Annotated in this window: 12 protein-coding genes; 10 read left to right on the forward strand and 2 right to left on the reverse strand. The window is 42.1% G+C overall.

The features are described 5' to 3' along the window. The first annotated feature begins 61 nt into the window (after nt 1-61). From BACCELL_RS16280 to dinB, 4 genes are all read left to right on the forward strand, one after another. Nucleotides 62-1,231 carry a fimbrillin family protein gene (locus BACCELL_RS16280; RefSeq protein ID WP_044154064.1) on the forward strand — a complete coding sequence of 390 codons (1,170 nt, stop codon included), beginning with the start codon at nt 62-64 and terminating at the stop codon, nt 1,229-1,231. Between the two features lie 95 nt (nt 1,232-1,326). Next, the gene (locus BACCELL_RS16285; RefSeq protein ID WP_044153937.1) at nt 1,327-2,355 is read left to right on the forward strand and encodes a fimbrillin family protein; all 1,029 of its coding nucleotides are present in this window, start codon (nt 1,327-1,329) and stop codon (nt 2,353-2,355) included. Between the two features lie 17 nt (nt 2,356-2,372). Beyond that, nucleotides 2,373-4,076, forward strand: a complete 1,704-nt coding sequence (locus BACCELL_RS16290) for a fimbrillin family protein (RefSeq protein WP_007213026.1) — start codon at nt 2,373-2,375, stop codon at nt 4,074-4,076. Nucleotides 4,077-4,273: 197 nt separating this feature from the next. Further along, nucleotides 4,274-5,377: a DNA polymerase IV gene (gene dinB, locus BACCELL_RS16295; RefSeq protein WP_007213028.1), complete on the forward strand. Its 1,104-nt coding sequence runs from the start codon at nt 4,274-4,276 to the stop codon at nt 5,375-5,377. Between the two features lie 12 nt (nt 5,378-5,389). Here the strand turns inward: dinB and BACCELL_RS16300 are convergent, their stop codons facing one another. Next, entirely contained in the window at nt 5,390-6,697 is a 1,308-nt protein-coding gene (locus tag BACCELL_RS16300; protein WP_007213029.1) for an ATP-binding protein, read from the reverse strand. A gap of 266 nt (nt 6,698-6,963) precedes the next feature. On the opposite strand from BACCELL_RS16300, the gene BACCELL_RS16305 reads away from it, so the two are divergent. Together BACCELL_RS16305 and BACCELL_RS16310 are read left to right on the forward strand one after the other, a co-directional pair. Continuing rightward, nucleotides 6,964-8,841, forward strand: coding sequence for a heparinase II/III domain-containing protein (locus tag BACCELL_RS16305; RefSeq protein WP_007213031.1), 1,878 nt, complete (start codon nt 6,964-6,966; stop codon nt 8,839-8,841). A gap of 42 nt (nt 8,842-8,883) precedes the next feature. Next, the gene (locus BACCELL_RS16310; protein WP_034752357.1) at nt 8,884-9,258 is read left to right on the forward strand and encodes a YccF domain-containing protein; all 375 of its coding nucleotides are present in this window, start codon (nt 8,884-8,886) and stop codon (nt 9,256-9,258) included. A gap of 65 nt (nt 9,259-9,323) precedes the next feature. On the opposite strand, the gene BACCELL_RS27635 is transcribed toward BACCELL_RS16310, so the two are convergent. After that, complete coding sequence (locus BACCELL_RS27635) at nt 9,324-9,458, reverse strand: hypothetical protein (RefSeq protein WP_007215668.1); 135 nt, start codon at nt 9,456-9,458, stop codon at nt 9,324-9,326. Between the two features lie 286 nt (nt 9,459-9,744). Between BACCELL_RS27635 and BACCELL_RS16315 the strand changes: the two genes are divergently transcribed. The 4 genes from BACCELL_RS16315 to BACCELL_RS16330 form a co-directional block, all read left to right on the forward strand. Continuing rightward, nucleotides 9,745-10,695 (forward strand): LytTR family DNA-binding domain-containing protein, encoded by a 951-nt coding sequence (locus BACCELL_RS16315; RefSeq protein WP_007213035.1) that lies wholly within the window; start codon nt 9,745-9,747, stop codon nt 10,693-10,695. Nucleotides 10,696-10,844: 149 nt separating this feature from the next. After that, on the forward strand, nt 10,845-12,785 hold the full coding sequence (locus BACCELL_RS16320; RefSeq protein ID WP_007213036.1) for a TonB-dependent receptor plug domain-containing protein: 1,941 nt from the start codon (nt 10,845-10,847) through the stop codon (nt 12,783-12,785). Nucleotides 12,786-12,870: 85 nt separating this feature from the next. Next, the gene (locus tag BACCELL_RS16325) at nt 12,871-13,284 is read left to right on the forward strand and encodes a DUF2141 domain-containing protein (RefSeq protein WP_007213037.1); all 414 of its coding nucleotides are present in this window, start codon (nt 12,871-12,873) and stop codon (nt 13,282-13,284) included. A gap of 53 nt (nt 13,285-13,337) precedes the next feature. Beyond that, a partial coding sequence (locus BACCELL_RS16330; RefSeq protein ID WP_169309604.1) for a transglutaminase-like domain-containing protein occupies nt 13,338-14,680 on the forward strand: 1,343 nt, incomplete at its 3' end.

Consider the following 14,680-nt stretch of genomic DNA (forward strand, 5'->3'; position numbering starts at 1 on the left):
GAATTGTGATATCATGAATTTAAAGGTGAAACTCTTTTATTAATTAAATATGTATCAAGTTATGAAAACAAAATTTTTATTCTGGGCAGTGGTGGCAGCTATGGCTGTGACGGGATGCTCACAAAATGAAGTTCTGGAAACAAGGCCGGATACGAACCGCACCATTGGTTTCGGAGTGTACACAGGTACGCAGACAAAAGGTTTGGTTACGGACAATGCAACTAATCCATCGGAGGGAGGGACAGCCACGACCAATGGTCTAAAAATGACCGATAAAGGTTTCGGTATCCTTGTCTATCAGACCACTGGAAACTATTCAACCGGTGGAGCCAAAGGTACATTTATGGATAATGTACATACTACATGGAATGCCACAGGCGGTAGTGGCAGTGGTGTTTGGAAATATTCTCCACTGAAATTCTGGCCGGGAAATAGCGAGGATAAACTCTCTTTCTTCGCTTATGCCCCGTATGTAAGTACGCCAGGTACAAGTGGTATCACATTGGCGAATGCTACGAACTCTACAGATCCACTTCTGACCTTTAAGCTGCAGGATAATCAAAAAGACATGATAGATTTAGTAGCATCTAAAATGGAAGATCAACAACAAAGTTCTTCTAATGGTAAAGTTACTTTTACTTTTGGACATATGCTTACCCGTGTAACAATGCTGGCTAAAACTAGCGTAAATACAAATGCCCAAACTAAAGTTTTTATCACAGGCATCAAATTGAAGCATACCACGAAACTTGCCAAAGAAGCAACTTACAATATGCATAGTGATACATGGACGCTTCCACAAACCTCTGAAACAACAAAGTTCTTAGAGAGTCCCTACCTTATTGCAGCCACTACGGCTAATGGTGTACTTAAGACAAGCAGCACATGGAATGATTACACTACAGCTGGCGTTGAAGTGAATGGGACAGCATCCACTCTGTTTACCACTGATCAATACTTGTTCTTCATCCCTATTGACGGAACGGGTACCACTGCGGACGATGATGTAAAGGCAGAAATCTCCTATGATATCGTGAGCATTCCTACTGCCGTTTCTACCACTACTACAAAATCTTCTTTTACCAAAGAAGTAAATTTAGGAACTGGTGTATTTGCCAAAGGGAAAGCTTATAAATTTACGTTTACCATAACCTTGAATGCGATTGAAATAGCTGTAACGGATAACCTTGATTGGAATACTGATGAAAGTAAACCTGTTACAGTAAATTAAACCAGGTGTTTTTTATTTCAATACCTTCTAACCAAGCCCGGACAAGGTTGAATCTCCTTTTCCGGGCACACGATCAAGAAAGTAAATCGAAAGATATGAAAGGAATAAAACTCTCAACTTTTGCCACCCGCTGTGTATTGCTCACTACTTGTTACGCATTGCTTACTGCCTGTTCGCAAACTGATGAAACGGAAGTGTTGTCCGTTTCCATAGGCTTTGTACCTACTGTAGAGGCGCAGACACGCGGAACAGAGTTTACCAAGGATAACCTTACTTCTTTAGGCGTACTGGCTTATCTCACACAGGGAAACAGTTTCAACGCTTTGTCCTCCACTCCAAATTTCATGTACAACCAAGAAGTGACGAAAGCCACCGGAGCCTCTACATGGGAATATACTCCCACGAAATCCTGGCCGACCAATAGTAACGATAAGATTACTTTCTTTGCCTATGCACCGCATAATGCCAAAGGTTTGACACTGCCGGCTGCTACCGACAGGGGATACCCTTCATTTACTTATCAGGTACAAGTTGCGGAAGCGGCACAAATAGATTTGCTTGTCTGCACTCCTTTGATGAATCAGACTTATGCTACTAATAACGGAAAGGTGAAGTTCGTGATGAACCATGCATTGACAAAGATTGCTATTTATGTGAAGAACAATGATAATGTGTTAGAGAAAACGATAACCGCTTTCTCTATCCGGGGAGTGAAAAGTGGAACTTTGACCTTTCAATCTTTGGATACCGATAGCAAAGGATTCGAGTGGAATTATCCTTCGTCCGTCCCAATGGAAACATTTACCACTACTATCACTAATTTCTCTGTACCCATCAATAGTGCTACAGAAAAGAAGTTGCTTTCTACTTTCTTCCTACTACCTAACGGATCGGGAAATACATTCAACATCACTTATAAATATACAGGGGCGAATGGAACTGAGACCATTGTTTTGAATAATCAACCTTTGCCTTCGTCCGATAAATGGAAACCGGGAACTTTGGTAAACTATATTATCAGTATCGATACAAAATCGGGAGTTTCTGTAACAGTAAATAGTAATCCAGCATGGGGTAACGGTGGTGCGGAAACTGTGGACGGTAGTGATATAGAAACAAGATAATTATTAAGAATAAGTATATGAAACATACTTTCATCAGTTTGGGCTTTTATTGCATTCTTTTTGTATGTAGCGGATGTACCTGTGAAATTGAGATAAATGACGAAGGAGAAACGGAACAAGCTCGTATACCTCTCGTTGTTCAGACTACAACATGCGATTTCAACAATGTTTCTGCTAATGGGAAACCTTCGACACGGATACCTATGGAGAACGGATTTGAAACCTTGTTCAATACCGGTGATGCTATCGGTATTTTCGCCATAAAAAACGGTGCGATAGCAAATGCCATTAGCAATGTAAAGTTGACTTATAAAAAAACAGGTATTGCTATGGGAAATTGGAATCCACCTGCTGGTACTACGCTTTATTGGACTGCTGGGATGAGCTATATTGCTTATTACCCCTATAAAGAAGATGTTGCAATAGATGCAACTCAAAATTCGGATGAGATTGTTGCTTCACTGGCTGAGAACCAACTTCTGCAACCGGTAACCGACCAGTCTACTGTCAGTAAATATACTGCTTGCGATCTAATGACTTCTATAGGTGAGTTGGCAGATGATGGTAATAGTTCCACAAAGAAAATCCTGAATTTAAATTTTAGTCATCAGTTTACATTGTTAGTGTTGAAGCCGCAGGCATCTTTTGAATACGTTTCACCTGGAGACACAATTTTTACTTATCGTGATAATATAGGGAGAACAGTAGATGTGACAGCCCAACAAGTAATACTGAATGATGTTACAGCATGCAAGATGGATGACGGGAGTTATAGGGCTATTGTTCTTCCCAAGTCTGCGACAAGGATTGCCGGAAACTATAAAGTGACCGACATAAGTACTGGTATGGATAAAAATATAACTTACTCAGGGCATCAGACTATTTTCAACGCCGGCTATTGCTATACATTAACAGTTAATAGTACTCTAAATCCATGTAAGAGAGAACGACAATTACTTCCCGGCGATTTCGTCTTTTTTAAAGATGGCAAAATAGAAATATATCCCGGCGACGGAGCTTTTGAAGGAGATAAAATACCTGATTATGAAAATGCTGCTGGAATGATCATTACCTGTGCTTCTGAAAAAATGACGGATAAGGAATGCAATAAGAAGAAATGGAACCATGCCTATGTAATGGGATTGAATACTATTGGTGATGGTAGTTGGGGTGATAAGACTGTGGTTGAAAATGGTATTCAGGTTATGGGAAAAGATGGCTCAATCCAGGATAACATGAATGGTTACTCTGAAACGGAGACGATACTGGCAAATCATAGTAGTGGCGACTTTAGTAAATACACTGCTTTTAAACGAATCGAGGAGTATCGGAAGAAGAATCTGATACCTGAGAATATTTGTAGTCCATGGTTTTTACCGAGTATTGGTCAATGGTGTGATGTATTGGTGAATATATGCGGGAGATCCCCGAAAGATGATTTTCAGGATAATACAAATGTCGGTTGGGAGGATCATCGGTATGGGACTGAGACGAGGGAGAAGTTAAATAGACAGTTGGCTAAAGTGGGTAGCTCCATAGGGGAGTTATCAAATTACAGGAATATTTTTCGATGTAGTTCTCAGTACAGTAAAATGGAAAGTTGGATTATTATTTGGCATTTTGAGGTTATGACTAATAATTTCTGGGATAGAGTGGGCATAAAAGGATATGATAAGGAGAGTAGTTCAAGTTATCATGTTCGTCCTTTTTTTGCTTTTTAAGTATATTGCATTTATGCAGCATTTTCTATTTTATTAAACGAGCATTGAGGAGCCTTGATAAATAAGTGCAAATGTATCGAGCCGGAGTAGGAAAATCAATAAAAATGGTGAAAGAAACAGGAACATCAGAAATTGTCGCAATGGAGTAACGGAAATAATGATTATCTTTGAATAGTAAAATGGAAAGGTGATCATGCATGATGTATTGCGAAGGCACTGAACGAAAAATCATACATATAGATATGGATGCGTTTTACGCATCCGTAGAGCAGCGTGACAATCCCGAGTTGCGCGGAAAACCTATTGCAGTGGGGTATGCGGAAGAACGGGGAGTAGTGGCGGCTGCCAGTTATGAGGCACGTCGCTATGGAGTACGTTCGGCCATGGCGTCGACGAAAGCAAAACGGATGTGCCCACAACTTATCTTTGTTCACGGACGGATGGAAGTGTATCATGAAGTCTCCCGGCAAATCCATGAAATTTTCCACGAATATACAGATATCATTGAGCCATTGTCACTGGATGAGGCTTTTCTGGATGTGACAGAGAATAAGCCCGGTATTTTGTTGGCTGTAGATATTGCCAAGGAAATCAAGCAGAAAATACGGAATGAACTGAACTTGGTGGCATCTGCCGGTATATCCTACAATAAGTTTTTAGCAAAGATAGCGTCCGATTATCGTAAGCCGGACGGGCTGTGTACCATCCATCCCGATCAGGCGATGGATTTTATTGCGCGTCTGCCTATCGAGAGTTTCTGGGGGGTAGGTCCGGTGACGGCAAAGAAAATGCACTCATTGGGTATTCATAACGGCGAACAGTTGCGTGCATGTTCGCAGGCTATGCTGCTGCGTGAGTTCGGGAAAGTAGGAGCATTGTATTATGATTGTGCCCGGGGAATCGATCTTCGTCCGGTAGAGGCGGTACGTATCCGTAAGTCCATTGGTTGCGAACATACTTTGGAGAAGGATATTTCGCAACGCTCATCGGTTATTATCGAACTGTATCATGCGGCAGTGGAACTGGTAGGACGTCTGGAACATAATGATTTCAAGGGAAATACATTGACGTTGAAAATCAAATTCCATGATTTTAGTCAGATAACCCGGAGCATTACCCAATCCAAAGAATTAATTACTCTTGATGTGATCCTGCCTTTGGCTAAACAACTGCTGAAGGAGGTGGATTATGAACATCATCCCATCCGGTTGATAGGGCTTTCCGTTTCTAATCCACGGGAAGATACCGGGGAAAAAGGCGTTTGGGAACAGTTGAGCTTTGAATTTAGTGATTGGAAGTAGGTGGGCATTAAATTACATGTCCTCTAATGAGAACCCTCTAAATTCAATCTGGTACGAGGAATGCTTCTTTATAATGTTTTCTGCTTTTCTTTCGAGAAGTGGTAAACTGATACGTTTAGCGTTTCTCTTGACTTCTCCAATTACTATTCGTTTTTCCATGTCATTTACAGCAATGAGATCAATTTCATTCTCTCCTTTGTTATCCCAATATCCTTGAATATCCGAATATTCATTGCTTTCAGCGAATAACTGACGGAAATATTTCTCCAGAATAATGCCACTATAAGTGTCATAATCCCGTTCTACTACTTTATAAAGATATTCCATATTTCCTATTTCTACTGCGCTTCTGTATTTATAAATAAAGCGGAACCAGAAATTCAGAAAATTATCTTCTATTCGGTAGCGATTTGAACGGCTCCCTTCTTTAGCCATATATGGACGTACTTTCTTTATAAGATTATATTCTTTTTCCAGTTTGTCCAGAAAACCACCGACTGGCATATTCAAGGTACTCTCAATTGCTCCCCTTTCTGTTTTTGAATTAGCAATTAATGATAGTACAGAGAAATAGTTGCCATAGTCTTTACCAAATTCATCTACCAATACACTTTTTCCTTCTTCCAGAAAGTAGGAGCCTTCTCTGAAAATGGTTTTAAAAATGGCTTGTTTGGTGAATGCTTTTCGTATCACTAATTGTTCTATGTATTTAGCGACGCCTCCCGTTATCATATAAAAGGCTAATAAATCTTCTGGCGAGTAGCTGGGATTATAATCAGATAGAATTTCTTTGATAGTGTGTATACGAAAAGGCTTGATGAGCATTCTTGATGTAGCACGGCCATAGAGAGGCTCTTTGGCATTTTCAAAGATACGTTTCATTAACGAATATATAGAGCCACAGATAGCCAGATTCATTTTACTATTTTCTTTATGACTGTCCCATATGTGTTGCATGTCTGAGAAGACGGATGGATTGATGTTAAGGAACTCCTGAAATTCATCAATAATTAGAGTGAAATTTTTCCTTTGGGAAATTTCCATTAAAGTGCGGAACAGTTCAGAGAATTTTTCAAAATGCCCTAAATTTTCGTTCAACTTCTCTGAAACTTCCGTTGTGAATTCCTCACAAAGAAGAATTTCATTCTTTTTTCCTATAAAGAAATAGAGGACTGGAATTTGTGTGAAAGCATGGCGAAGCAGGGTTGTCTTACCTACCCGTCGTCTGCCCACGACAACTGCCAGTTGGGCACTTTCATTGGATAGATTTTCAATTAGGTGTAATTCTTCTAATTCACTTTTTCTATTGTAGAATTTCATAACTTTCTGATATTTAGTAAATGTTTAGTGATGTAACGCAACAGTGGTTACTGTAACGTCTGTTGCGTTAATACAAAAGTACTTTCTTTTTATGAATAAAACAAGATACAAATGGATGATTTTGTACCCAACTACGGATAATTAAATACCTCCGTTTTACCGTAACTTGCGTATCTTTGCCTCATCACAAAAAAGAAATCTAACTTTTTAATATCATGAAGAGAAACACGTTTTACCGTATTTTTATTTCCTTCTGCCTGCTTTTCATGGCAGGTATCTCCGCACATGCATATACTGAACGAAATCTTTTGCAAAAAGCTGCCGGTAGTGAAGAACAACTGAAAGAAGCATTGGTGATGAATCAGAAGTGGGTACCTTATCCTGCTTATAACGACCGTGCTGGCTGGAACGAATTGCTGGGTACCAATAAAGAAAGCCTGATTAGTGCCGGAGAGAAAATGCTTAATTACGAATGGAAAGTAATCCGTGCTACCGATTACTTAGAGTATGAACGCAGCGGTGAACGGAACATTATGCAAAATCCCTATGAGGCCAACCGGAAAGCAATCAATGCCCTGATGCTTGCCGAACTTGCCGAAGGAAAAGGACGGTTTATCGACCAGTTGATAAATGGAGCATTTTACAGTTGCGAGATGACTTCCTGGGTACTTTCTGCCCATCTGGTACGCCAGAGCACCAAACGCTCTTTGCCCGATTATCGCGAACAGGTGATTGATCTGGGTTCGGGAAATTTCGGTTCCATGCTGTCGTGGGTATATTACTTCTTCCATGATTCTTTCGATAAAATAGATCCTGTAATCTCTCAGCGCTTGCGTCATACTTTGCAGGAACGTATTCTCGATCCTTATATGAACAATGACCGGGAGTGGTGGATGGCTTTCCAATGGAAACCGGGAATGATTATCAATAACTGGAATCCCTGGTGTAACTCCAATGTATTGCAATGCTATCTTTTATTAGAGAATGACCGCGACCGTCTGGCAAAGGCTGTTTGGCGCAGCATGCAGTCGGTAGACAAGTTCATCAATTTTGTAAAGGCTGATGGTGCTTGTGAAGAAGGTCCTTCTTATTGGGGACATGCAGCCGGGAAAATGTATGATTATCTCCAGATACTTTCCGATGGAACAGATGGGAAAGTATCTCTTTTCAAGGAACCGATGATTCGCCGGATGGGAGAATATATCAGTCGTACGTATGTAGGAAACGGTTGGGTAGTGAACTTTGCGGATGCTTCTGCCAAGGGTGGAGGCGATGCACCGTTGATTTACCGTTATGGTCGTGCAGTCGGCAGCGAGGAAATGATGCGGTTTGCAGCCTATCTACTGGATGGCAAGCGTCCTTCTGTGCCTTTGGGCAATGATACTTTCCGCTCCTTGCAGTCCATATTATGGAATGGAGAACTGGAAAAGACGGCCGCTGCCCATACCATACCTGCTTGTACCTGGTATCCTGAAACGGAGTTCTGCTATCTGACCAATAAGTCCGGTTGGTTCCTGGCTACGAAAGGTGGATTCAATAATGAAAGTCATAATCATAATGATGTAGGTACATTTTCATTGTACGTCAATACGATACCTGTGCTGATTGATGCGGGGGTAGGAACTTATACACGTCAGACGTTCAGTAGCGAACGTTATACCATCTGGACCATGCAAAGTAATTACCATAACCTGCCGATGATAAACGGAGTACCCCAGAGTTTCGGTCAGAATTATAAGGCTACGGATGTTGTCTGCCAACCGAAGAAACGTTTCTTCTCAGCGAACATTGCGACTGCTTATCCGAAAGAAGCCGAGGTAAATAATTGGACACGTGCCTATTCATTAGGCGATAAGCAACTGACGATTATCGATAATTTCTCCCTGAAATCAGCGAAAGAACCTAATCAGGTGAACTTCCTCACTTGGGGAAAGGTGGATATTTCCGTGCCCGGAAAGGTGACGATAGATGTACAGGGACAGAAAGTAACTTTGGAATATCCCCGTGAATTCACAGCAACCGTTGAAACAATCAATTTGCCTGATACACGTCTTTCTAATGTTTGGGGAACGGAGATTTACCGTATTGCCTTGAAAGATAAAGATGCGCGATTAACAGGTAAGTATAAGTTTGTTATTAAATAAAAAAACTATATTTGCGTATTAGAATACAAGAAACGCAAAATTATGGGATGTTTTATGAATTTATTATGGCTGGTGTTCGGAGGTATTTTTACCGCTATAGAATACCTTGTTGCCAGTTTATTGATGATGATTACCATTATCGGTATTCCGTTCGGTATGCAAACTCTGAAAATGGCTTCACTTGCATTATGGCCTTTCGGTAAAACGGTGCGGAGTGGCGAACGTTCGGGTGGTTGCCTGTATATACTGATGAATGTATTGTGGATATTTCTGGGAGGTATCTGGATTTGCCTTTCTCATCTGGCATTCGGTGTGGTGCTGTGCATCACCATTATTGGTATCCCCTTCGGACTACAGCATTTCAAACTGGCAGGATTGGCTTTGACGCCTTTTGGAAAAGACATCATAAGCGACTGATAAAAGAAGAGGGCGAAAAACTTTTCGGTTTTCCGCCCTCATTCATTTTATTTAAAGGTGTTATTTTACATGGTAGCCTGCTTTGCGAGCAGTTTTTGAAGTTTGCCATTCAAAGCCTGGCACATAGTTCCGTTTCCCATTGCTTGATAGCGTTTAATACGGTACTGTAACATAAAAATTTCATTTGCATTCTTTTTCATAATTGTCATCTTTTTGTGCTTTCCGCGTTTCGGAAAGCGGGTTTTACATCTTTTCTTTTATCTTATTAACGCTGCAAAGATACGAATTGTTCACGATAAATATGTTTTAAAACATAAAATAATGCACTTTCTCCTCGTTTTTCTTTAGAAATGTCCGTTTTTGCTATATGCATATTACAAAAGTGTGACTAAAAATGGAATAAATGACCTATGTACGATCTATTAATAATTTATATACCTTTGTAGCATCTTACACATAATCAACCCTTACAAACAGGAAGTCATAATGATAAATAAACTGTTGACACTTTTACGAAGCCCTTATCCATCATTGGTGAAGAGATGGAAAAGCGTGATAATACCTTCACTTATAGTGTTTCTGATCCTTTTTGTGTTGCAGCCTTTTGGCATTTCTATGATGGGAGGCTATAAATTCTGGGTAGTGTTAGGTTATGGAGTGGTTTCTTCATTGGCACTGAGTATCTCCACGTATTTGTTTCCTGCTTTGTTTCCCCGTTATCATAGTGAGAAGAACTGGACATTAGGGCGCGAATTGTTAGGAACCTTGGGAGCTTGTTTGCTGATTGCGATAGGTAACTGTTTCTATACGGCTTGGGTATTTGGTTCATTCATACTGAGCTGGAAAGGATTTCTGATAAGTTTGGCTTGGGTGGCGGTTCTTGCTCCTTTCCCCATAATCTTCTTTTTGATGTGGAATCGTAATTTGCAGCTGGTACGTAATCTGAAGGAGGCAACGGAGATCAACTACGCTCTTGCGAAAAGAGAGAATACCCAGAAGGAGAAGATTCGGACAAGGAATGAGGAACAGATAGAAGAGGGTAGAGCAGCAGAAGAAGAAGAAGTAGCAGAAGAAGAAACTCCTATGCAATTGGTTTTCTCCGGCGGAACGAAAGAAATGCTGGAAGTGGATGCCCATACCTTATTTTATGTAGAAGCAGAAGGGAATTATATAAGAGTAGCTTACAGTAGTGCGGATAAGATGCAGCAAAAGTTAGTGCGGGCTACTATGAAGCAGGCAGAAGAAGCAGTTGCTGCCTGTTCGTTCATTGTCCGTTGTCACCGGGCCTTTCTGGTGAACATACGCACTGTGGTAAAAGTAGATGGAAACTCACAAGGATACCGTTTGCGACTGGAAGGATGTACGGAAGAAGTTCCGGTTTCCAGAGGCTATGCAAAAGAGATAAAAACGCTGATAGAAGGGGGGGCGGAAGGGTAGTCATTCGTCACAGAATAAAGAAAAATACAGCCATTCGTCACAGGAGGAGTGCTGTTTGTCACATATCCGGGCAGTCTGTCCCGGATATTTTTTTGCCTGAAATTCTTAGTCTATGTTTGCTGACGGAAATCGTAAAGAACATAGATTAAATGAAAAGATTGATTCTACTTTTTAGTGTAAGTGTATTGCTGACGGTGCAGCACTTGGAAGCGCAGACAGCTGTGACAGATACCGTTTTCTTGCAACTATACAATGACAGTGTAGATTTGAAGGAAGTGGTAGTGAAAGGTAAAAAAACACCTGTTGCCAACAGTCGTTGGAGTGATATGAGTCCAGTGGAACTGGTGACTGTGGGAGGTGCAAACGGTGATTTGTATCAGGCATTGCAGACACTGCCGGGCACGCAGGTACAAGGAGAAAGTGGCCGTCTGCTGGTGCGCGGCGGAAGTAGTGATGAAACACAGACATACATTGACGGAATGCACGTCTTGAATCCTTATACGGCTACAGGTATAAACTCACCGGCACGCGGACGTTATTCCACTTTTATGTTCAGTGGTGTCAATCTGGAATCGGGCGGGGCTCCGTTGGAATACGGGGATGCACTTTCGGCTGTGTTACCATTGGAGACAAAGGATAAGAGCCCTATCAATAAGTTAGGCATCAATGCCTCTACGGTAGGCTTCGGTGGAGGAGGTACACGGGCTTTCGATAAAGGTTCGCTTTCGGTGAACCTGGATTATCAGGACTTGTGTGTCTATGATCATATCTATTCAGGACGTACGGATTTTGAAGATCCCTACCGGATGATGACCGGATCGGCACAATTCCGCTATCATCCCGATGATGCTACGCTTTTCAAGATTTATGGCGGCTATGATCATACTGACTTTTCCAATTATGAAGGCGCTGAACGTAGACTGTTCGATCTGAATGAGAATAATTTCTATCTCAATACAACTTTCCGTAAGCGTACTTCCGGTGGATGGAACTGGTTTGCAGGTGCAGCATTCTCTTTCTTTGAACAGAAGATAGGTAATGTATCACTTTCGGCAGATCATTGGATGGAACAACAACAGGAACTTCATGCAAAGGCAAAAGTGTTCAAGCGCATTTCTCCGGCTCTTCGTCTGGATATGGGAGTGGAGAGTTTTATCCGCCGGTATGAGAATCGTTATCAATATCAGATGAAAGAGGCGGAGGGAATAGATAGCCATTATGAAATGAATCCGACGATCAGTGCAGGCTTTCTTTCGGCGACTTATTATCCGGTGGAGCAACTGAAGGCGGAACTTTCTGTCCGCACAGAATATACTTCATTGAATGAAAAGGTGAATTTCTCACCCCGCCTGGCTGTTAATTACTATTTGGGAGATGTAGTACTCTCTGCTACGGCGGGACGATATACACAGTTGCCGGTTAGCAGATTGCTGGCTCAGGAGAACAAGTTGAAATCGGAATCATGCATTCAGTATAATGTGGGTGCACAGTATGAGGGTGATGGACGTTTCTACAAAGCTGAACTTTATTATAAGAAATATGACCGTCTGGCATTGGTGGAAAAGGGAACGGTAGATGCAGCGGAAGTGTTGACTTCCGGTGGTTATGGCTACAGTAAAGGTTTCGACTTGTTCTTTAATGACCGTGTCCTGCTGAAGAATCTGGAATACCAACTTTCCTATACATATAATATTGCCAAGCGGAAGTTTCAGGAATATACGGAACTGACTACTCCGCAATATGCCACTCGGCACAATGCATCCCTAGTGCTGAAGTATTCCATTCCGCGAATCGGCACGATAGTCGGTTTGACGAACCGTTTCAGCAGTGGGCGCCCCTATCATAATCCGGATTTACCGGGCTTGATGAATGATCATGTGAAGCCTTATAACAGTCTTGATCTCGGACTGACATTCCTGCCCAGTAAGAAAGTGATTATCCATGCTTCTGCTACCAATATCCTTTGTCGGAAAAATGAATTTGGGCGGGTGAATAATAAAGCTATTCTGGCTTCAAACGATCATTTCTTCTATATCGGGGTGTTTATCACACTTGGGAAGAAGGCGGCTTATGATGTTTCTAATTTCTAATTTAATTAAAAAGAAAGGTCCGCGTTCGTCCGCCTAATCCGCGTTGTCCGCGTATCTATTTATAAACTCTTTAAAAACAATTCAAATGAAAGCAATGATTATTAGTTTCGTATGTGTTTTGGCTTTTGCAACTCAAAGTCTGTCTGCACAAAATCTTACTCTGGAAGTACGTGGTATTGAAAATGTGACTGGTAAACTCTATGTCGCCATCTACAACTCTCAGGAGACATTCATGAAGAAGCCGCTTGCCGGTTTTGCTGTAGAGGTGAAGGATAAAGTTGTGTCTATCCCCTGTAAAGGGCTTCCGGCAGGAACTTATGCCTTCTCCATGTATCAGGATGAGAATGGAAATGGTAAATTGGATACCGGTGCTTTCGGTATTCCTGTAGAGAAGTTTGGTTTCAGCAATGATGCCGAAGGTGTTATGGGCCCCCCTTCCTACGAAAAATGCAGTATTACCTTCTCTGAGGATACAACTTTAGTGGTACATCTGAAATAAACTTCAGATAATTCTTTAACTTTGTAGCTCATACCTTAATTAATGTAAGTATTATGAGACGAGCTACACAACTTTTCGGAATATGCTGGCTACTTTGTCTGCTTGCTGCCTGTGGAGAATCCCATTTTATGACCGATGCTTCGTATCGTTCGCGCGTGGAGCAGGACTTTCAGCAAAAGAAGGCTCTGATGCCGCAGGGAGAACTATTTACGATACTGGATGATGCTTCGCTGAGCACTTATGAGCAGGAAGCCCTGGAATTCCTTTATGCCTATATGCCACTGGCGGATATTACTGATTATCCTGGTGAATTTCACTTAATGAATATCCGCGCATCCCAGCGTGCCGCAGAAGAAATGCCTTGGGGGAAGAACATTCCCGAAGATTTGTTCCGACACTTTGTACTTCCGGTGCGGGTGAACAACGAACAATTGGATAGTGCGCGGGTAGTGTTCTATAAGGAGCTGAAAGACCGTGTGAAGTCCCTTTCTTTGTACGATGCCATCCTGGAAGTGAACCATTGGTGTCATGAGAAAGCTGTCTATATGCCTTCCGATGCCCGTACCAGTTCACCACTGGCAACAGTGAGTACTGCTTACGGGCGTTGTGGCGAAGAATCTACCTTGCTGGTGGCGGCACTTCGCTCGGTAGGTATTCCGGCACGGCAGGTTTATACACCACGATGGGCACATACGGACGATAACCATGCATGGGTGGAAGCCTGGGCAGATGGTAAATGGCATTTCCTGGGTGCTTGTGAACCGGAACCGGTACTGGATCTTGGTTGGTTCAATGCCCCTGCCAGTCGCGGAATGTTGATGCACACAAAGGTTTTCGGACGTTATGAAGGAAAAGAAGAAGTAATGTCCGTTAACCCCACGTATACGGAAATCAATGTGATTGATAATTATGCGCCTACAGCGCAAGCCAAGGTTATGGTGAAAGATGAAGCGGGAAATCCGGTTCCTGACGCCTGCGTGGAGTTCAAACTTTATAATTATGCGGAATTCTATACCGTAGCAACGAAACATACCGACGATGGTGGTGTGTGCGGACTGACTGCCGGAAAAGGGGATATGCTTGTCTGGGCCTCCAAAGATGGTCGTTTCGGCTTCTCCAAACTTTCTTTTGGCAAGCAATCGGAACTGACCGTAACCCTTGATAAGCAAGCGGGTGACAGTTTCACGGTAGATATTGATATCGTGCCTCCTGCAGAAAGTGCCAACTTACCCGAAGTGACGCCGGAACAGCGGGCGGAAAATGACCGCAGACTGGCGATAGAAGACTCTATCCGTAACGCTTATGTCGGTAAGTTCATCTCGGAAGAGGCAGCACGCAACTTTGCGAGAGATTATAAGTTGGATCGGGATGCAGTGTTGGAAACCGAAAGGGGTTT

It is taken from the genome of Bacteroides cellulosilyticus DSM 14838 (genome assembly GCF_000158035.1).
In the GTDB taxonomy this organism is placed as follows: Bacteria; Bacteroidota; Bacteroidia; order Bacteroidales; family Bacteroidaceae; genus Bacteroides; species Bacteroides cellulosilyticus.

Bases quoted from the DNA above. Each gene is read 5' to 3' on its own strand.
- BACCELL_RS16280 (WP_044154064.1), top strand. From the start codon at position 62: ATGAAAACAAAATTTTTATTCTGGGCAGTGGTGGCAGCTATGGCTGTG.
- BACCELL_RS16285 (WP_044153937.1), top strand. From the start codon at position 1,327: ATGAAAGGAATAAAACTCTCAACTTTTGCCACCCGCTGTGTATTGCTC.
- BACCELL_RS16290 (WP_007213026.1), top strand. From the start codon at position 2,373: ATGAAACATACTTTCATCAGTTTGGGCTTTTATTGCATTCTTTTTGTA.
- dinB (WP_007213028.1), top strand. From the start codon at position 4,274: ATGATGTATTGCGAAGGCACTGAACGAAAAATCATACATATAGATATG.
- BACCELL_RS16300 (WP_007213029.1), bottom strand. From the start codon at position 6,697: ATGAAATTCTACAATAGAAAAAGTGAATTAGAAGAATTACACCTAATT.
- BACCELL_RS16305 (WP_007213031.1), top strand. From the start codon at position 6,964: ATGGCAGGTATCTCCGCACATGCATATACTGAACGAAATCTTTTGCAA.
- BACCELL_RS16310 (WP_034752357.1), top strand. From the start codon at position 8,884: ATGGGATGTTTTATGAATTTATTATGGCTGGTGTTCGGAGGTATTTTT.
- BACCELL_RS27635 (WP_007215668.1), bottom strand. From the start codon at position 9,458: ATGAAAAAGAATGCAAATGAAATTTTTATGTTACAGTACCGTATTAAA.
- BACCELL_RS16315 (WP_007213035.1), top strand. From the start codon at position 9,745: ATGATAAATAAACTGTTGACACTTTTACGAAGCCCTTATCCATCATTG.
- BACCELL_RS16320 (WP_007213036.1), top strand. From the start codon at position 10,845: ATGAAAAGATTGATTCTACTTTTTAGTGTAAGTGTATTGCTGACGGTG.
- BACCELL_RS16325 (WP_007213037.1), top strand. From the start codon at position 12,871: ATGAAAGCAATGATTATTAGTTTCGTATGTGTTTTGGCTTTTGCAACT.